This is a genomic window from Lacticaseibacillus salsurivasis (assembly GCF_036246225.1).
Taxonomy (GTDB): domain Bacteria; phylum Bacillota; class Bacilli; order Lactobacillales; family Lactobacillaceae; genus Lacticaseibacillus; species Lacticaseibacillus salsurivasis.
The window spans coordinates 19,958-37,530 of sequence record NZ_BTTP01000009.1; the positions used below are offsets into that span (position 1 = coordinate 19,958).

21 protein-coding genes are annotated in these 17,573 nt (G+C 53.5%); 4 read left to right on the plus strand and 17 right to left on the minus strand.

Translation table 11 applies throughout. From position 1 onward, the window contains the following. The 9 genes from croR to rsmG form a co-directional block, all read right to left on the minus strand. Window positions 1-687 carry a response regulator transcription factor CroR gene (gene croR, locus AAA927_RS07735; RefSeq protein WP_204119055.1) on the minus strand — a complete coding sequence of 229 codons (687 nt, stop codon included), beginning with the start codon at window positions 685-687 and terminating at the stop codon, window positions 1-3. Window positions 688-1,136: 449 nt separating this feature from the next. Further along, window positions 1,137-2,624, minus strand: a complete 1,488-nt coding sequence (gene guaB, locus AAA927_RS07740; protein WP_338217219.1) for an IMP dehydrogenase — start codon at window positions 2,622-2,624, stop codon at window positions 1,137-1,139. A gap of 272 nt (window positions 2,625-2,896) precedes the next feature. Further along, window positions 2,897-3,577, minus strand: coding sequence for a DUF1129 domain-containing protein (locus AAA927_RS07745; protein ID WP_204119053.1), 681 nt, complete (start codon window positions 3,575-3,577; stop codon window positions 2,897-2,899). An 11-nt stretch (window positions 3,578-3,588) separates the two neighbouring features. Beyond that, complete coding sequence (gene ychF, locus AAA927_RS07750) at window positions 3,589-4,689, minus strand: redox-regulated ATPase YchF (RefSeq protein WP_338217222.1); 1,101 nt, start codon at window positions 4,687-4,689, stop codon at window positions 3,589-3,591. A gap of 6 nt (window positions 4,690-4,695) precedes the next feature. Next, on the minus strand, window positions 4,696-4,896 hold the full coding sequence (locus AAA927_RS07755; protein WP_338217224.1) for a DUF951 domain-containing protein: 201 nt from the start codon (window positions 4,894-4,896) through the stop codon (window positions 4,696-4,698). Between the two features lie 12 nt (window positions 4,897-4,908). Then, window positions 4,909-5,775, minus strand: coding sequence for a ParB/RepB/Spo0J family partition protein (locus AAA927_RS07760; RefSeq protein ID WP_338217226.1), 867 nt, complete (start codon window positions 5,773-5,775; stop codon window positions 4,909-4,911). Continuing rightward, window positions 5,765-6,532 (minus strand): ParA family protein, encoded by a 768-nt coding sequence (locus AAA927_RS07765; RefSeq protein ID WP_204119049.1) that lies wholly within the window; start codon window positions 6,530-6,532, stop codon window positions 5,765-5,767. Before AAA927_RS07765 ends, AAA927_RS07760 begins: the two co-directional genes overlap by 11 nt. Window positions 6,533-6,541: 9 nt before the next feature. Next, window positions 6,542-7,390, minus strand: a complete 849-nt coding sequence (gene noc / locus AAA927_RS07770) for a nucleoid occlusion protein (RefSeq protein ID WP_338217333.1) — start codon at window positions 7,388-7,390, stop codon at window positions 6,542-6,544. Beyond that, window positions 7,387-8,112, minus strand: coding sequence for a 16S rRNA (guanine(527)-N(7))-methyltransferase RsmG (gene rsmG, locus AAA927_RS07775; RefSeq protein WP_338217229.1), 726 nt, complete (start codon window positions 8,110-8,112; stop codon window positions 7,387-7,389). Before rsmG ends, noc begins: the two co-directional genes overlap by 4 nt. Before the next feature lie 187 nt (window positions 8,113-8,299). Between rsmG and AAA927_RS07780 the strand changes: the two genes are divergently transcribed. Further along, window positions 8,300-8,974 (plus strand): type 1 glutamine amidotransferase, encoded by a 675-nt coding sequence (locus AAA927_RS07780; protein ID WP_338217231.1) that lies wholly within the window; start codon window positions 8,300-8,302, stop codon window positions 8,972-8,974. Window positions 8,975-9,043: 69 nt separating this feature from the next. Here the strand turns inward: AAA927_RS07780 and AAA927_RS07785 are convergent, their stop codons facing one another. The 6 genes from AAA927_RS07785 to AAA927_RS07810 all read right to left on the minus strand — a co-directional run bounded on the left by AAA927_RS07785 (window position 9,044) and on the right by AAA927_RS07810 (window position 12,086). After that, window positions 9,044-9,448 carry a pyridoxamine 5'-phosphate oxidase family protein gene (locus AAA927_RS07785; RefSeq protein ID WP_338217233.1) on the minus strand — a complete coding sequence of 135 codons (405 nt, stop codon included), beginning with the start codon at window positions 9,446-9,448 and terminating at the stop codon, window positions 9,044-9,046. Between the two features lie 72 nt (window positions 9,449-9,520). Continuing rightward, entirely contained in the window at window positions 9,521-9,709 is a 189-nt protein-coding gene (locus AAA927_RS07790; RefSeq protein WP_338217235.1) for a hypothetical protein, read from the minus strand. Next, window positions 9,709-9,936, minus strand: a complete 228-nt coding sequence (locus AAA927_RS07795; protein ID WP_203633172.1) for a hypothetical protein — start codon at window positions 9,934-9,936, stop codon at window positions 9,709-9,711. Before AAA927_RS07795 ends, AAA927_RS07790 begins: the two co-directional genes overlap by 1 nt. 4 nt (window positions 9,937-9,940) lie before the next feature. Further along, complete coding sequence (locus AAA927_RS07800) at window positions 9,941-10,414, minus strand: flavodoxin domain-containing protein (RefSeq protein WP_338217238.1); 474 nt, start codon at window positions 10,412-10,414, stop codon at window positions 9,941-9,943. A gap of 154 nt (window positions 10,415-10,568) precedes the next feature. Then, window positions 10,569-11,684 carry a lactate oxidase gene (locus AAA927_RS07805; protein ID WP_338217240.1) on the minus strand — a complete coding sequence of 372 codons (1,116 nt, stop codon included), beginning with the start codon at window positions 11,682-11,684 and terminating at the stop codon, window positions 10,569-10,571. Between the two features lie 96 nt (window positions 11,685-11,780). Then, a complete protein-coding gene (locus AAA927_RS07810; protein WP_204119043.1) occupies window positions 11,781-12,086 on the minus strand; it encodes a hypothetical protein in 306 nt (101 codons plus the stop codon). Window positions 12,087-12,256: 170 nt separating this feature from the next. Between AAA927_RS07810 and AAA927_RS07815 the strand changes: the two genes are divergently transcribed. Beyond that, entirely contained in the window at window positions 12,257-12,463 is a 207-nt protein-coding gene (locus AAA927_RS07815) for an LBP_cg2779 family protein (protein ID WP_125582440.1), read from the plus strand. 59 nt (window positions 12,464-12,522) lie between these two features. Here AAA927_RS07815 and AAA927_RS07820 read toward each other — a convergent pair whose 3' ends face one another. Together AAA927_RS07820 and AAA927_RS07825 are read right to left on the minus strand one after the other, a co-directional pair. Further along, on the minus strand, window positions 12,523-13,149 hold the full coding sequence (locus AAA927_RS07820; RefSeq protein ID WP_338217244.1) for an LVIS_2131 family protein: 627 nt from the start codon (window positions 13,147-13,149) through the stop codon (window positions 12,523-12,525). A gap of 12 nt (window positions 13,150-13,161) precedes the next feature. Continuing rightward, entirely contained in the window at window positions 13,162-14,520 is a 1,359-nt protein-coding gene (locus AAA927_RS07825; protein WP_338217246.1) for an FAD-dependent oxidoreductase, read from the minus strand. A gap of 136 nt (window positions 14,521-14,656) precedes the next feature. Here AAA927_RS07825 and AAA927_RS07830 point away from each other — a divergent pair, with 136 nt between their 5' ends. Together AAA927_RS07830 and AAA927_RS07835 are read left to right on the plus strand one after the other, a co-directional pair. Then, window positions 14,657-16,471, plus strand: coding sequence for an FAD/NAD(P)-binding protein (locus tag AAA927_RS07830; protein ID WP_338217247.1), 1,815 nt, complete (start codon window positions 14,657-14,659; stop codon window positions 16,469-16,471). A gap of 57 nt (window positions 16,472-16,528) precedes the next feature. Further along, the gene (locus AAA927_RS07835; RefSeq protein WP_203634014.1) at window positions 16,529-17,290 is read left to right on the plus strand and encodes a MurR/RpiR family transcriptional regulator; all 762 of its coding nucleotides are present in this window, start codon (window positions 16,529-16,531) and stop codon (window positions 17,288-17,290) included. Window positions 17,291-17,573 lie beyond the last annotated feature (283 nt).

The following is a 17,573-nucleotide window of genomic DNA, read 5'->3' on the forward strand; positions in this document are numbered from 1 at the left end:
TTAGCCCTCGACCTTATACCCGACGCCCCAGACGGTTTCAATCACTTTTTCGCCGCCGGTCGCTTCTTCAATTTTATCGCGCAAATGCGACACATGGACCATGACCGTTTTAGCTGACACAATCGATTCTTGTTGCCAAACGCGCTCAAAAATCTCATCCGCTGAGAACACGCGGTTGGGATGGCTGGCCAGCAAATACAAAATGCCAAACTCCAGCGCGGTCAGCTGAATCTGCTTACCGGTTAGCGTCGTCACTTCATGACTATCGCGCTGAATCGTCAACGGCCCGACTTCTAGCTGATCTGGTTCGTTGTTGGTGACATTATTCGTACTGCGCCGCAGCAAACTCTTGACCCGCGCCATTACTTCCAGCGGATTAAACGGCTTGGTCACATAGTCATCCGCGCCGGTGATGAGCCCCTGAATCTTATCCATATCGCCAGTCTTCGCCGACACGATAATGATCGGAATCTGGGAATCCTTGCGCACCTGCTTAACCACTTCGATGCCAGACATATTCGGCATCATGATATCCAAAATCATCAGCGCAATGTCAGGGTTAGTGGCCAACTTGGTCATCGCTTCTTTGCCGCTGTATGCCAAAACCGGTTCATAGTGTTCGTTTTTAACGTAAATACTCAGTAATTCAACGATTTCTTTATCATCGTCTACAATAAGAATTTTCATGATTAGGCTCCATTAACTTGTGGCGTATTCGGTACCGCCTACATTGTACCAAATGCGACTGTTCCTTGCTTGTGCAGGTTTCAAGCGTTGAAAAATCTCAAGAAACCAAACCTGGGCTAGATCAACCATTGCTCACTGCTTCGGGCCCCCTTCTGTTATCCAGCCGGTGGCAGCGGTGGGGGCGGAGCTTGGGGGGCGAGACCCGTAGTGAACCGATGAGGACTAGTCAGACTGCGCATTTAGCAGGCTGACCAGTCCTCATCGCGGCAAAGTTGAAGACAGCAACGAGCAAAGCGAGCCTGGCTTCAACTTTAGGTTGGAGACCGCTCTTCGGCTCCAACCGGCCGCACTGCCAGCCTTGCGCCCCAAGCGGAGCCACCACCGCCACCACCGGCGCCATTCCCCCGCCAAAAGAAAAAGCCGCACGCGGCGGCCTTTTCAAACAGAGCTTATTCGACGGAATAGTTTGGAGCTTCCTTGGTAATCTGGACATCATGCGGATGGCTTTCACGCAGGCCCGCTCCAGAAATCTGGATGAACTGGGCATTATCCTGCAGCGCGGTAATCGTTGGCGCCCCAACATAGCCCATCCCTGACCGCAAACCGCCATCCATTTGGTAAATGACATCGGCTAAGCTGCCCTTGTAAGCGACCCGGCCTTCGATCCCTTCCGGCACCAACTTCTTGGCTTCGTTGACGCCACTTTGGAAGTAGCGATCCTTAGAGCCATGGGACTGTTCCATGGCGCCCAGGGAACCCATGCCGCGGTACGTCTTGAAGCGGCGGCCTTGATAAATTTCCATTTGGCCTGGCGCTTCATCGGTGCCGGCGAGCATGGACCCGAGCATGACAGCAGAACCGCCAGCCGCCAAGGCCTTCACGATATCGCCAGAGTACTTGATCCCACCATCAGCGATGATGGCCTTGCCGCGCTTACGGGCTTCGGTAGCGGCATCGTATACCGCAGTTAATTGCGGCACGCCGACCCCAGCCACGATCCGAGTGGTACAAATGGAGCCAGGGCCAATGCCGACTTTCACAACATCAACGCCGGCGTCGTACAGCGCCGCGGCGCCTTCCGCCGTCGCGACATTCCCGGCAATCAATGTAGCTTGCGGGAAGTGGGCCCGAATTTCCTTGATCTTACGCAGAACCCCGGCACTATGGCCATGCGCGGTATCGATGACAATCGCATCAGCACCAGCGTCAAGCAGCGCCTGGGCACGTTCGAAGGTGTCAGAAGTGACGCCTACCGCCGCCGCCACCAGCAGCCGGCCGTGGTCATCTTTAGCGGCATCAGGGAATTCGACGACTTTTTCGATATCCTTGATGGTGATCAAGCCAGACAAGCGGCCATCTTCATCAACCAAAGGCAACTTTTCAATCTTGTGCGCTTGCAGAATGGCTTCTGCTTCCTTCAAGCTGGTGCCGGTTGGCGCGGTGACCAGATTTTCTGAGGTCATCACGGAACCGATGGCCACACTGTGATCATCGACATAACGCAAATCGCGGTTGGTGATGATGCCGGTGAGCTTGCGGGAATCTTTGGAATCCACAATCGGCACGCCGGAAATGCGATACTTCTTCATCAAGGCATTGGCGGCTGAAACCGGGTCATTAGCAGTGAGGAAAAACGGGTTGATGATGACCCCATTTTCCGAACGCTTAACCGTCAACACTTCATCAGCTTGCTGCGCAATGCTCATGTTCTTATGAATGACGCCTAAGCCGCCTTGGCGGGCCATCGCAATGGCCATATCAGCGGTGGTGACGGTATCCATCCCCGCGGAAAGAATCGGGATGTTTAACTTCAAGTTTGGTGCCAGCTGAACGTGTAAATCAACGTCTTGCGGTAAAACGTGGCTTTCTGCTGGAATCAACAACACATCGTCAAAAGTGAATCCCTTCCGTGCGAACTTCGTGTCCCAATTACTCAAGAAAATCCCTCTTTCTGTCTTTAATCTGACTGTGCCCAACAATCGCTTAATACTGGTTTTTGTTGTCGACTAGCATAGCATTGGGCACCAGCAGGCGTCAACGAGAAAGCGAAAAACCCTGCGCAGCCGCGGCCGCACAGGGTTTTTAAATGATAAATATCTCATTTTTGGTCACGCAGACCCGAATAATTATTTTGAAAAGGTGGTTCGTTCAAAAAATCGTTCGTTTTTTATTCGAGCCCAAGCCCGCAGTTGGCGCTGTGTGTTCGGCTTTACGCCATCAAGCCGCGCAAGTGATACTTGCGCTTGAGTAGCCAGTGAATGCCATAGGAGGCCGCGGCCAAAATCAGGTAAGCCCACCATGGCATGGTGGTGGTCAGCGGCGTCTTCAGGTAAGCCAGCGCGCCGGAAACCCAAGAACCCGCCAAGATGATGGCCACCGCCAAGGTCAAAATCTGCCAGGTCTTCATCCGGGCATCTTTCTTAGCGCGACTCCAGTCATTGTACAGGGCAAAGGCGAAGCCAGCGGTCATCGCCATCACGATAATCGACAGCAAACCATTGCCGGCGCTGGCCTTGCCATGATTGACCAAGGCCATCCCGCCGTACACCAACCCAAACATGCTGGCAAACAGGAAGCCCAGATCAACCCCAGACAGCCAAAAGGCCACTTTCTTGATCGGCTTTGGGGCGTGAATTAAGGACTCCGCCTTTTCCGTCACTGGTCCGTACAGCTGCGTCGCCGGCCGGCCTTGGTGCTGGGCTGTGATGATTTCCGGCAGCATTTTAGCCAAAACCGTGCGCTGGCGCTCTTCGGTCCATTGATGCTGAGTCAAAATCCGGCGCAGTTTGAAAATATATTCATCGTTCTTTTTCGACAGCTGCGGCAAGAGTGCGTCAACATCAACGGTTTCTTCAACAGCTTCTGCTTCTTTGATCGGTTTTTGAGCCAAAATTCTTCCCCCTAAACGTTAAACCGGAACTCGATAATGTCCCCGTCTTGTACCGCGTACTCCTTGCCTTCTGACCGATAGCGGCCGGCTTCTTTCACTGCCTGCACCGAGCCGTATTGGTCAAGATCAGCAAAGCTCATGGTTTCGGCGCGAATAAAGCCACGCTCAAAGTCGGAATGGATAATCCCGGCCACTTGCGGCGCCAGCATCCCTTGCTTAAAGGTCCAAGCGCGGGTTTCCGGACCACCAGCGGTGAAGAAGGTGGCCAGCCCCAACAAATGATAACTGGCTTTGATTAACTTATCCAGTCCTGATTCGCTAACGCCTTCCGCCTCAAGAAAATCAGCCTTATCGGCATCATCCAATTCGGCAATTTCTTCCTCGGTGCGCGCCGACACGGCAATCACTTCGGCGCCTTCCTTAGCGGCTTCTTGCTTGATTTGCTGCACATATGGCACGCTGTCTGGATCGGCCATCGCATCTTCGGCAATATTCGCCACATACAGCACTGGTTTGGTCGTCAGCAAGAACAAGCCTTTGACGATTTTTTGTTCGTCTTTGTTGAAGTCGATGGTACGGACTGGTTTGCCTTCTTCCAGCACCGGTTTGATTTTTTCTAGCACGGCGAATTCCGCCATGGCTTCCTTGTCGCGGGCTTTGGCCTGCTTTTGCACGCGGGTATAGCGCTTGTCGACACTATCCAGATCGGCCAACGCCAGCTCCAAGTTGATGGTTTCCATGTCATCGAGGGGATCCACCTTGCCGGTCACGCTGGTGATTTCGTCATCATCAAACGCGCGTACCACATGGATAATCGCATCGACCTGGCGAATGTTTTCGAGGAACTTATTCCCCAAGCCTTCACCTTTAGACGCCCCTTTGACAATACCGGCGATATCCGTGAATTCAAAGGTCGTATGCACGATTTTTTTGGCTGGAATCACTTCATCGATGCGGGCCAAACGTTCATCTGGCACTTCCACCATGCCGACGTTCGGGTCGATGGTCGCGAAGGGATAATTCGCCATTTCGGCGCCTGCCTTGGTAATTGCGTTGAACAACGTGGACTTACCGACGTTCGGCAAGCCGACGATACCTGCTGTTAAAGCCACTGTCACTCACTCTTTCTCTTGATTAGTGTCCGCGTGGACCAATACCTTTTTCATTTTACGCTCAAAATCGTGCCGCGACATCATCACAATGTGGCCGCAGCCGGTACACTTGATTTTGATATCCATGCCCAGGCGAATGATTTCCCAGTCATTGGTGCCACAGGCATGGGGTTTTTTCATCAAAACGCGGTCATGTAACTCGTACATCCTAGGGCCTCCTCAGTCGAGATTGACATCCAGCAAGGCCAGCAGCCGGTTGAGGTCGTCGGCAGTGGTGAAATCAATTTCGATTTTGCCTTTACCTTGCTTGCTTTGGGCGATGCTGACTTTGGTGCCAAAGCGATCTTGCAACTGATTTTCGCTGGCCTTGAGAAACGGCGACTTGGCGGCTGGTTTCTTTTGCGGCTGACTGCCGGCATTCATCTGGTTGATCAGCCGTTCCAGCTGGCGCACGGTCAGGTTATCGCTGACGGTTTTCTTCGCCAACGGAATGAGCCGCTTTTTGTCTTTCAAACTTAACAGCGTCCGGGCTTGGCCCATCGACAGCTGGTTTTGGTTCAGCATCTTTTTGACTTCATTCGGCAAGGTCAACAGGCGCAGGTAATTCGCGATATAAGGCCGGCTCTTACCAAGGCGCTTAGAGACTTCCGCTTGGGTCAAGCTGAGGCGCTTGATCAGCGTGTCATAGGCCTGGGCCTCATCCAGTGGCGTCAGGTCTTCGCGCTGCAAGTTTTCCAGCACCGCGATTTCCATCATTTCCGGATCTTCGAATTCACGGATAATGGCGGGAATGGTTTTCTTGCCGGCCAGTTTAGAGGCCCGAAAGCGCCGCTCACCGGTGATGATTTCATACCCGTTCACGCTTTTGCGCACAATGATGGGCTGGAAAACGCCGGTTTGGCGAATCGAATCCGCCAATTCCTGCAGCGCCGCTTCATCAAAGGACTTCCGGGGTTGATAAGGATTCGGCCGGATATCCGCCAGCGGCAGTTCGTCGACATTGTTGAGGGTGAGGTCAGGGCTTTCGAAGTCTTTAAAAATCGCTTCGATGCCGCGTCCCAACCCTTTATTATTCTTATTCGCCATGGGCCGCTAACACTTCCTTTGTTAATTGCGAGTACACTTCAGCGCCTTTGGAGCGGGCGTCAAAATCGATGATGGGCAGGCCGTAACTTGGCGCTTCGGCCAGGCGCGTGATGCGCGGAATGACGACATCATAGACCTTGTCGCCAAAATACTTGCGCACTTCGGCGATGACTTGTGCGCCTAAGTTGGTGCGAGCATCATACATCGTCAAAAGCACCCCTTCAATGCTGAGCGTCGGGTTGAAGTGCTTTTGCACCAGGCGCACCGTATTGAGCAACTGCGACAAGCCTTCCAGCGCATAGTACTCACTTTGCACCGGGATCAAAATCGAGTTGGCCGCGGTGAAGGCGTTGATGGAGAGCTGACCCAAAGACGGCGGGCAATCAATCAACACGTAGTCATATTGATCCAACACCGGCTCCAGTCCTAGTTTCAGCCGCATTTCGCGGGCCATTTGGTTGGTGAGCTCGATTTCGGCTCCGGCCAGTTGAATCGTCGCTGGCACAATCGCCAGGTTTTTGTGTTTGGTTTGAATAATCGCGGACTGAATCGGGTCCTCGTTCACCAGCACGTCGTAAATATCCTTGCTGACTTCGGCTTTTTGCACCCCAATCCCGCTGGTGGCATTGCCTTGCGCATCCGCATCAACAATCAGGACTCTTTTGCCGGCACTGGCCAGACACGCGCCCAAGTTAATGGTGGTCGTGGTTTTCCCGACCCCGCCTTTTTGGTTCGCGATTGCAATCACATGTGCCATGTTGTCCTCCTACTCCTTACCCTTGGGAATCTCAATGGTGAAGCGATAAGCGGTAGCCGTTTCTTCGCGCTTGATTTTCGGCGCCAGCCCTGCTTCTTTGATCAGCTTCACGGATTGATTCAAGGTGTTGACCGCCATCCGGGCGTCCTTGGTGATTGGCGTGCGGCGCCGGCGCGCTGGCTTCTTGGTTGCCTGCTTCGGCTGCGGTTGTTCTTCCTGCGTCACGCCCAACGTCTGCGCCACCAGTTGCGCGGTTTCTTTCACAGTCAAATGATTAGCCAAAATCTCGTGCAACAGGAGCTGCTGGTGGTAATCATCGACCTTGAGCAATTCGCGGCCGTGCCGTTCTGACAGCTCGCCGTTCATAATCGCGGCTTGCACCGAGTCTGATAACTTCAACAGCCGCAACTTGTTGGCGACAAAGGATTGGCTCTTGCCCAACTGCTTAGCCAAATCTTGCTGCGTCATGTTGTTGAGCTTCATTAAATCGGCATAAGCTTCCGCCTCTTCAATCGGCGATAGGCCTTCGCGCTGGAGGTTTTCAATCAGCGCCATGGCGGCCGATTCTTCATCACTCATTTTCTGGACCAGCGCCGGCGCTTTTTCAAAATGCAGCGACTGCATGGCCCGAAAGCGGCGCTCGCCGGCAATGATCTCATAGTGGTTCGGTTCATATTCGCGCACCACAATCGGTTGCAGCAAGCCATGGGTTTCAATCGTGGCGGCCAGTTCGCTAATGGCTTCAGCGGTGAAGACCTTCCGCGGCTGGTAGCGATTCGGCACAATCTGCGTCAGCGGCAGCTCTTGCACTTGCGGGCCAGTTTCTGTTTTCTTTTTGCCAAAAAATAATGCCACTATCCCTGACCTCCTAACGGTTGTTTGCTCGGCGTGCCTGGCTTGCGCGGAAAGCGGGCCGGCGTCGGCTTGACTTTATCAACCACAATCAACGTGCGCGGATCGCCACCTGGTAGCGTCAACGCCTTGGTGGTCGCATAACGCCCGCCCAATTCACCAAAGGCTACTTTGGCATGAGCCAGCTCCGCTTCGCCTTTACTGCCTTTCATGGCGATGAAATGGCCACCTGGCTTGACCAGTGGTAGACATAATTCCGCCAACACATTCAGCGGCGCCACCGCGCGGGCCACCACAACATCAAAACTGGCGCGCTTGGGACCTTGGCCGAAAGTCTCGGCCCGGTCGTGATACAATTCCACGCCGGTGAGGCCAAGGCTTTGAGTTAACGCGGTCAAAAACGCAATCCGCTTGTTCAGCGAATCGACAATCGTCACCTGGAGCTGAGGCGCCATAATTTTCAGCGGCAAGGACGGAAAGCCAGCCCCGGCGCCAATATCGCACACCGTCAGCGCCTGATTCTTCAGCGCCGGCGTTGCTTCGACCAGCGTGATGGAATCGTAAAAATGTTTTAAATAAACCTCGTCATGAGCGGTGATGGCGGTCAAATTCACGTGCTCATTGGCCGTGACTAATTGGGTATAGTAATCGGCAAATTGCTTCAGTTGCGCTGCCGTGGGGGTCAGCCCCAAGGCCGTTAAAGCCGCGGTAAACTCCGCTTCGTTCATCTTGTCACCCTTTTTTCTTACCAGTAAGGCCGCTATGTTGTGAAACTTTAGCGGGTTTCACGTCACTGTCTAGTTTAACTTAATCACCGCTTAGTCACAACCTTCGGCGAGCGCTTTCACCGCGGAGCCACTTGCCGCAGCGCCGCGAATCCGTGCTATAATGACGCAAACAGAAAGGATGAGTGAGATGACCGAAACAATCAAAGTCGCCTATCTCTATGAAGACCTGATGAATACCTATGGCGACAGTGGCGACGTCAAGATCTTACGGTATTGGCTCAGCAAGCAAGGTTACGCCACCGTCGTGGACAATATCAGTTTGAATTGTCCCTTCGACGCCAGCGATTATGACTTTGTCTTTTTCGGCGGCGGCCAAGATTATGAACAAACCGTGGTCGCCAAAGATCTCGCTCGCTTCAAGGATACGCTGCAGACTTATATCGAAAACGACGGCCCGATGCTGGCGATTTGCGGTGGCTACCAGCTGCTCGGCAGCTACTATAAGACCTCCAGCGGCACCGTCATCGATGGTCTCGGTATTCTGCCGCTGCACACGGTGTTCAAAGCCGACAGCCGCATGATTGGCGATACCGAATTCGAAACCGCCTTTGGCACCGTCAAGGCCTTCGAAAACCATAGTGGCCGCACCTACTTCGATGACAAAACCAAGCTCAAGCCGCTCGGCAAAATGATTCAAGGCTATGGCAACAACCCAGACGACGGCGTAGAAGGCATGCGCTATAAGAATACCTTCGGGAGCTATGCGCATGGGCCCATTCTGCGCAACGAAAACATCGCCAAAGCCATCACCGCCTTGGTGATTGAAAACCACAAAAAACGCACGGCCGCGCAACCAGTCTAAGGCCACAACGCAAAAATAGAACTGCCCAGCGCTGGACAGTTCTATTTTTATGTGCATTTTATGTGCAGATTAGTCTTCTTCGATAACGGTGCCGGCGTTGGGACCAGCATCCAGCTTGATAATGCGGTGGATGTTAATCACCACGGCGGAAATCGCCGCTGGTAAGTGACGTTCTGCCGCGAAAGCCTGGGCATCTTTGAAAATCTGGTCATCGTTGTGGAATTCAACGGTGCCTTCGAAGCGGAAGCCCTTCAAGATGCTGCGATCAACGACAGCCACAGCCGCCTTGTGGTTTGCCTGCAGATTGTGCCAAGCATGGCGACCGGTTTCTTCGTTGTAAATCAAACGGTGGTCGTCGAACACGCGCATGGTCCCTTTCGGCCCGACTTGCGGATTGCCGGCTTCATCAGTGGTAGCCAGGAAGTTCAGCTGCTTGCCGACCATATCTTTCATTTCTTGGGTTAATGTTGCCATGATAATCAATCCCTTTCACTTACTTTTAGTTACCAATCTAGTATAGCAGATTCAAGACCGATTGTGAACAATTCAACCGTGATTCTTCGGCCACCACCAGCCAATCAGGCCCGCCAGCAGCCCACCCATCAGCAGGCCTAAGCCGCCCACCCCAAATGGATTCGGCAGTGGTGCCTGCAACAGGTGGTATTCACCCCACCCAGCAAGCAAAACTACCACGATAATAAGCACACTGGCCCCACTTTTTTGTTTATTGGTCATTATAAATGGGCCAGGATGGTATATTTGGTCGCTGGCACAGCCCCGTCGCCGGTACTGGCGCCGCCTTCGTAGAACACCGCAAACTGCCCGTGATCGTCTTTGGCCACCACTAACCCTTTATCGGAAGCGTGGGCCACTTTAAAAATCTCCGCACTGCGCCGCGCCGCCGCAAAATCATACTCGGTGGCAATGGCATCGCCTGGGTTGAAAAAGATGGTTTCGTCCATAGGCTCACTCCTTGGCGGCTTGCTGAACCGCCTTGACTTTGGCAATCATCGACTTGGTGAACGCGGCAAAAGCCGGCATGTCTTTTTCCTGCGCGCCTTGTTCGATTTTGATGGGTTCGGCCCCTAACACGGCACCAGCCTGCACAAACGCCTCATCAAACAAGTCTGGCGCGGTGTTATAGTCCTTGCCATACCAAGGATCGCCGGTGCCAGCGACCCCCACCACCAAAGGCTTGGCACTCAGGTCAACGCCGCCGATGTCGCCATAAAAATCATCGGCTTCCGGTGGCACGACGCCGCCAGACCAGGTATACGTGGCAATCACTACGGCATCGTAGTCAACTAAGGTCGCAACATCAGTTTGCTGCATCTGGGAGATTGCGGTTTCCGCGCCGGCATGTTTAAAGAACTGGTCCAAAATCCGGGCCATCCCTTTGGCGTTACCCGTAATGGATTCATACAAAATCAAGACTTTCATCGCACTCACCTCCCCTTCAGTATAACCGGACGACCGGCAATGGAAAAGCTTTCACACCATGAGGGATCAAAAAAGGAGCTATGACAAATGTCACAGCCCCTAGATTCACTACGAATTTCCCAGCAGAGTTACGTGCCAAAAGGCGGAAATAAAATTAATCAGCGTAGTTAAAGTGCGTCAAAGGCGCATGCTTAACGTCTTCAATGGTCTTCGTCCCAGCCAATTGCATGGTGATTTCGAGCTCATGGTTCAGCTCTTCAAAGACGCTTTGCACGCCTTGAGCCCCACCTAAAGCCAAGCCATAAATGACTGGCCGGCCCATGGCAACCAGGTCAGCCCCAGAAGCCAGCGCCTTAAAGACGTGGCTGCCGCGGCGAACACCAGAGTCGAAGATAATCGGCACTTGATGGTTGACGGCCTTGGCAATGGCAGGCAACACGTCGATTGAAGCGGGGCCACCGTTCAACTGCCGGCCGCCATGGTTGGAAACATAAATCCCAGCGGCGCCGGCGCCAATCGCACGCATGGCATCTTCTGGCGATTCAATCCCTTTGACAATCACTGGCAGATGGGTGTACTCGGCAATGCGGCGCACGTCATCTTCGTTGATCTTCTGCGCGGCAGCGGCGTAAATTTCACCGATGCCTTTGCCCTTACCATCGCCTTCAGAGAACTTCTCCAAGTTGGCCATTGGAATTGGGAACTGGAAGTTGTTGATAATATCAGCTTCCCGGTAACCATCCACCGTGGCATCAACCGTCAGAATAATGCCTTTAACGCCAGCCTTAACCGCTTCATCCAGCAGGCTTTCGTTGAAGGACCAGTCCTTGCTCATGTACAACTGGAAGAACTGTGGCGCCCCGGCACCAGCAGCGGCGGTGTCGGCAATCGAAGTCGAGCTGTAAGTGCTTTGGGCCATCAAACCGCCCACTGCAGCCAACCCTTTAGCGGTATCCTTTTCACCCTGAGCATGGGCCAAGCCTTGCGCAGCGGTTGGTGCCATCATGATTGGGGTCTTCAGATCAAGTCCAAACACCTTCGTCGCGGTGCTTGGTTGTTCAATGTTGGACAGAGCCTTAGGAACGATTTGGACGTGGCCAAAGGCAGCCGTGTTTTGCTTTAAGGTCCAATCGTCTTCTGAACCGCCAGCAATGTAACCGAACCCGCCAGTCGGGATAATCTTCTTGGCTTCTGCTTCCAAACTCGGCAAGTTCACGATTTCAAGTTTCTTTTCGTTATCACTTTGTTCATAGCCGTTTGTCATTGTCATAATAAAGGACCTCCGTATGTTTGACTTGTTTACGAAGGTTATCTTAACACTTACAAAAAATAAGTAAACAGGTTTTGCTTACTTTTTGTTAGTTTTCTAACTGACGGCTAATGGTTTCTCTGCCCCAGCAGTCAAAATGTAATGCACTGCATCAGCCACCTGGGCCACGCTGAAGAAGCGGATATCCGGATTGTCACCGAAGCGGTCGACTTCAATAATCGCCTCAAACCCACCAAACGGCCGTAATGATTGGCGCAGCCACGCGTCCCATACCGCCGTGGTCAGTCCCTTTTGGTTGGCGAGGTTGCGCCGGATAATCACATTTTTGTTCTCGAAGTGCCGCACCCGTAGCGGAACGGGTTGGGCCGCGGCCAATTGATCGAGATAATTCAGTTGATCCATGACAACACGTCCTTTCACGAGTCACCCCTACTCTACTGATTTCAGTATACAAACATACGTTCGCTTTTGCAAGCATTTGGCCTCGTCTGGCCGTCGAATTCAAAAAAATACGCATTCCGCTGAAAGTTCGGTATACTAGATTGTAGAAGCCAATCGAGGAGGTTACACCTGTGAGTGAAAAAGACCAACTAAGTGAGTTCTCTCGCGAGATCATTGCGTTCCAACGGAAGAACGATTTAACGGATACAGAAATGGCGCTGAACAGCCATGTTTCTGTGGAACACATCCATAACATTAAAGCGATGCGAGAGACCCCTGACCAGACGGTCGTGGCCAGCCTTCGCGACTACATGGAACACAAGCCAACAGGTAAGTAATGACCTGTCCAAACAAATAGCACCTGCAGCCGGCTGACTGCAGGTGCTATTTGTTTGGGTTAATCTTCCGCGTTTAACGGTAAAACCTTGATCATGGTGTCATTCGGAATCCGAATCAGGTCAAAGCGCTCCGCCAAATGGCCCACATGCATCCCCAAACCGTTCAGGAAGGTCTTCCGGTAATGGGCGGTCATGGTAGCGACAAAGGCTTTTTCGGTGGTAGCGTCGAGCTTGGTCAGCCGCTTATTTTTCCAAGGATAAGCACTGGCACGCACCGATAAAGGCTGACTACCGGAGGAGATATCGGCTTGACGGCTGTTGGTTTTGTTGCGGGTATTGGCGGTCCAGTACGTAAAGTAGCGCACCGGCTGTTTGCCATTACCAGAAGCGACCGTCGCGTAATAAGCCTTTTCGCCATCGCTTTGCAAAATCAACGGATGATACTCGTAGTTGACACGCACCATGTCCGAGCTGGTGTAGTCGATTGGCCGCAGCCAAGTGACCCACGCCATGCCATACAGGGCCGCCACGAACACGAGACTTTCCAGCACGTCAATCACCACCACCCGCAGCCGCGGCTGGTTCATGACGACCATTTTCAAATGCCGGGACCGCACATTCATCACGACAAACACGAGATAAATGAGTAGTAATAGCCACGCGCCAGCACCAATCAAATTCCACATAGTAAACTCCTTTTAATTCGCTGCATCCCGATCCGCTTGCGCCACTGCTGCCTGCCCCAGCATGTTCAAATAATGCCATGGATTGTCATAATGTGGGTTAAACAGCATATCGACATAAGCGAGTTCATCGATGGTGTTGCGATTTTGAATCATGACCGAAATGGTATTCGCCGTTTCGGACACATCATGCGTACTGTAGAACTGCGCCCCCAAAATCCGGCGATTAGCACGATTGTAAACTAAGCGCATGCTGATGGCGGCGGTCGTCGGCATGAAGTTGGGCCGGTAGTCGATGGTCAAATCTGCCGCCGCCGCATCAAAACCGTGCTGCAACGCGCGCTCCTGCGTCATGCCACTGCAAGCCAACGTGTGATCATACAGCCGCAGGGCCGAAGTGGCCTGCGTGCCCATGTAGCGCACTTTGTTGCCAAACAGGTTGATCCCAACCAGCTTGCCTTGCCGCACCGCGTTAGTGGCTAGTGGCGTGTAGGCATCCTTACCGGTCGGGTTAAAATGCACCGCCGCGGCATCCCCGGCCGCATAGATATCCGGGTTGCTGCTTTGCATGTAGGCATTCACGTGAATTGAGCCATCGTGGTTCAACTCGATCTGGCCTTCAACGAGTTCCGTCATCGGCTGAAAGCCCACACACACCACGGCCAAATCAGCCGTCCACTCGTTTTTATCGGTTTGAATATAAACTTGTTTGTCGTCACTATCAAAGCGCAACGCCATTTCATGGAGGTGGGCGTCAACGCCATGTGCCGCCAGCTCGTGTTCCACTTGCTGGGAAATCGGCTCATCAACATAGTGACTCAACAGCCGGCGCACCCCATTGATAAACACGATATCGTGACCGGTGCGACTATAGGCTTCGGCCAGCTCCACCCCGATATAGCCGCCGCCCACAATAGCAATGCGGCGCGCATTCGCGGCGGTTTCTTTGATGGCCAAGGCATCATCATAGTTTTTGCACATGAGGACGTGGGGAATGCTAATGCCCTGAATCGGCGGAATCACGGGATAACTGCCGGTGCTGATGACCAGCTTGTCATATTTGGTCGTGTATTTATTGCCGGCTTCCAGATCCTGAATCGCCAAGGTATGGTGCTCGCTGTCAACATTGAGCACATCATGCCGCAAATGCACATGAATATTGGGGCCTAGCGCTTCGAGGCTGGCCTTACTAGCATAAAACAAGGTATTCGGATCTTTGACAACACCTTCAAGGTACAAGGAGATTCCGCATGATAGAAAAGAAATATCACCGCGCCGTTCATACACATCGACAATGGTATCGGGATGCGTGAGCGCGATTTGCGTAACCACTGCCGTCCCGGCATGGGTGCAACCTACAATGGCGACTCGCATAACTAGACTCCTTCCAGTGTAAATTTCGATACTCCCATTATTGCACGAAACCAAGCAAAGCAAAAGACTTCTCGCTTTTGCCGGCGCTTGAAGCCCTTTATAATGAAAGTAAAGCCTGAGCAAGGAGGATGCCTTGATGAAAGTTGCCCTGATTGGCGCCGGCCCGCGTGGCCTGCTCGTGTTGGAGCGGTTGATTGCCTGGCAAAGACAAATGTCGGCGTTGCCGCTGACCATCACGTTGTTTGACCCTTATCCGATTGGTGGCCGCGTGTGGCGCCGCGACCAAGCGCCGCAGCTGATCATGAACACCGCTGCCCAACATATCACCTTATTTTACGATCGCACGGTGCAAGAGCCCGGCCCCATCATGCCCGGACCGAGCCTGGCGCAGTGGGCCGCCAAAGAAGCGGCCCCATTTTTGCGCAGCCGTGGCAAAAGCGCGGCGCCTTACCTGAAAGAAGCCGCATCGCTGGGCCCAAACGATTATCCGTCGCGCGCCCTTTACGGTTATTATTTGGCCTGGTTCTACGCCGAAATGCACCGCCGGAAACAGCCTAACGTGCAGCTCATTTTCAAACAGACGCTGGTCCAGGCCGTCACGAAGGCGCCTTTCACAGTGCACACCGCCGCTGGCAGCGAGCGCTTCGATGCCGTCGTTTTGGCGCTGGGCACCATGGAAAACTCCTTGACGCGCGAACAAGCCGCCTTGACGGCCTTCGCCAAGGCTCACCAGCGCGTGTACCTACCGCCGAGTTTTCCGGCTGAAGGCGACTTAAGCCGGCTGGGCCCGCAAGATGTCGTCGCCATGCGCGGATTGGGCTTGAGCTTCTTTGATTACGTCAGTCGCCTGACGGAAGGGCGCGGCGGCCGTTTCATCGCTAATGAGCAAGGTCAGCTCACCTATCAGGCCAGCGGCGAAGAACCCCACATCATCGCCGGGTCGCGCCGCGGCCTGCCCTATCACGCCAAAGCGCGCAACGAAAAAGCGCCGGGTGAAGCTTGGCCGCCGCGGTTTTTAACGGCGCAGCAACTGGCCAACTGGGCCGCCAGCGGGCCAATCACCGGCGAGCAATTCTTCCAAGGACTCAAAGCTGAGGCCGGCTTTGTGTACTATTCTTTGCTGCTGGCCCAGCAGCATCCTGAAGTCGATCTACCGGCCTTCCAAGCCGATTACATGACCGACCCGGCCGAAGCCATCGCGGCGCTTAAGCTGCCCGAAGCCGACCAGCTTGACTGGAACGCCCTGACAACCCCGCCAAAAGGCGCTGATGATGCGGCCATGATGGCTTACCTTGCCCAAGATGCCGCCGAGGCCGAGCGCGGCAGCAAAACCGGTCCGCTGACCTCAGCGCTAGAGGTGCTGCGCGACTTGCGCGATACTATTCGCCAGGTGGTGGACTTAGGTCTGCTCACCGATGATGAGTATCTGGATTTCTTTCTCCGCTGGTTCAATGGCACCAATGATTTTCTCTCCATCGGCCCGCCAGTGATTCGCATTGAGCAGCTGCGCGCCTTGATGGCGGCTGGCATCGTGACCATTGCCCCACCGCAGATTACCATCACCACGGCCGGCAATGATTTTATCGTTGGCGGGCAGGAGGCAAACTTTGAGCGCCATGCCACGGCCTTGATCGAAGCCCGGGTGCCAGCCCCAAACGCCGGGGCGGCCCAGAACCCACTGATGCAGCAGTTGCTGCATGATGATCTGGCCACGCTGATGGAACTGCAGCTGGCCGGCGACCGCCGCTTTCAATCCGGGGCGGTGCTAGTCGACCGGCATTCTGCGCAGTTGCTTGATCAAAAGCACCAAACACAAGGCAAGCTCTTCTTCTGGGGCGTACCCACAGAAGGGCTCAATTGGCTGACTACGGCAAGTCCGCGGCCGTTCAGTGATGATGTCAACCTGCGCCTGGCCAACCGAATCGCCCGGCAGATCATGGATCAGTTATGATAAGATGAATAAAGAAGGCAGCGGTTCGATGGCTGCAGGGAAAGAGGGCAGCGCAGGATGTTTCCTTATGACAAATTGCGGACACTAAACGGCCTCGAATCAGCCGTTTATACCTATATCAATCAACATCAGGCCGAAGTGGAAAAAATGACCATTCGCCAGCTGGCGGAAAAAGCCCATGTCAGCACCACCACCATTTTGCGTTTTGCTGGGAAAATGGGGTTTGAAGGCTACTCCGAGCTGCGTTACGCCATCAAACAGCATCGCGCGGCCTTAACCAGCGCACCGCCCGAGCCGAATTATGACATTACCGTGCCGATTGCGGAGTTTTTCGAAAACGTCAATACCACCGACTTTGCCAAGCTGATCGATCAAGCGCTGACGCATATTGTGCCTGCCCCGATGGTCTTGCTCTGCGGCATTGGTACCGGCCAGGCGTTGGCGGAATATGGTGCGCGGTTTTGGTCGAACATTGGCAAGTTTAGCCTTGCCATTACCGATCCGTATTACCCTTTCCCGCTGCACACGCCGATTTTGCAAAACACCGTGATGGTGGCCTTGTCGGTGTCAGGCGAATCGCACCAGGTGATTGAAATGGCCAGTCGGGCCCAGCAAAATGGCGTCTACGTGATCGCCGTCACCAACCATGCCGACTCCACGCTAGCCCAGCTTTCCGACATGGTGATTGCCTACTACATGCCGGAAATGAAACATGGCGATTTGAATCTCACGACGCAAGTGCCGATCATCTACCTGATTGAACTGATTGCGCATCGGTTGGATCAAGATCAAACCGAAAATGCTAATTCGGAAAATTAGAAAACATGTCACAATTATGTGACATGTTTTTATTATGGTAATTGTTTTTTCATGGGTGCAAATACTTTTATTTTTAGTTGCAACCGGTTACACTGAAAACGTGGTCAAATACCACATGGCGATGGCGGCCACCACCGTCGATCACCTGTTTAGGTGATGCCCAATAATTCTCCAATGTCAGACGTGGCATTGGCGGCCAAAATGAGAGCGTTCTCTAGAATTGGGGTTTGCGGTTTCAATGAAGTGCTTGGTGATATCATCTCGATTGTTCTTCACTCAGCCA

Coding starts and splice junctions, on each gene's coding strand:
- croR (WP_204119055.1), bottom strand. CDS start 687: ATGAAAATTCTTATTGTAGACGATGATAAAGAAATCGTTGAATTACTG.
- AAA927_RS07755 (WP_338217224.1), bottom strand. CDS start 4,896: ATGTACGAGTTACATGACCGCGTTTTGATGAAAAAACCCCATGCCTGT.
- AAA927_RS07760 (WP_338217226.1), bottom strand. CDS start 5,775: ATGGCGAATAAGAATAATAAAGGGTTGGGACGCGGCATCGAAGCGATT.
- AAA927_RS07765 (WP_204119049.1), bottom strand. CDS start 6,532: ATGGCACATGTGATTGCAATCGCGAACCAAAAAGGCGGGGTCGGGAAA.
- rsmG (WP_338217229.1), bottom strand. CDS start 8,112: ATGAACGAAGCGGAGTTTACCGCGGCTTTAACGGCCTTGGGGCTGACC.
- AAA927_RS07780 (WP_338217231.1), top strand. CDS start 8,300: ATGACCGAAACAATCAAAGTCGCCTATCTCTATGAAGACCTGATGAAT.
- AAA927_RS07785 (WP_338217233.1), bottom strand. CDS start 9,448: ATGGCAACATTAACCCAAGAAATGAAAGATATGGTCGGCAAGCAGCTG.
- AAA927_RS07790 (WP_338217235.1), bottom strand. CDS start 9,709: ATGACCAATAAACAAAAAAGTGGGGCCAGTGTGCTTATTATCGTGGTA.
- AAA927_RS07795 (WP_203633172.1), bottom strand. CDS start 9,936: ATGGACGAAACCATCTTTTTCAACCCAGGCGATGCCATTGCCACCGAG.
- AAA927_RS07800 (WP_338217238.1), bottom strand. CDS start 10,414: ATGAAAGTCTTGATTTTGTATGAATCCATTACGGGTAACGCCAAAGGG.
- AAA927_RS07805 (WP_338217240.1), bottom strand. CDS start 11,684: ATGACAATGACAAACGGCTATGAACAAAGTGATAACGAAAAGAAACTT.
- AAA927_RS07810 (WP_204119043.1), bottom strand. CDS start 12,086: ATGGATCAACTGAATTATCTCGATCAATTGGCCGCGGCCCAACCCGTT.
- AAA927_RS07820 (WP_338217244.1), bottom strand. CDS start 13,149: ATGTGGAATTTGATTGGTGCTGGCGCGTGGCTATTACTACTCATTTAT.
- AAA927_RS07825 (WP_338217246.1), bottom strand. CDS start 14,520: ATGCGAGTCGCCATTGTAGGTTGCACCCATGCCGGGACGGCAGTGGTT.
- AAA927_RS07830 (WP_338217247.1), top strand. CDS start 14,657: ATGAAAGTTGCCCTGATTGGCGCCGGCCCGCGTGGCCTGCTCGTGTTG.
- AAA927_RS07835 (WP_203634014.1), top strand. CDS start 16,529: ATGTTTCCTTATGACAAATTGCGGACACTAAACGGCCTCGAATCAGCC.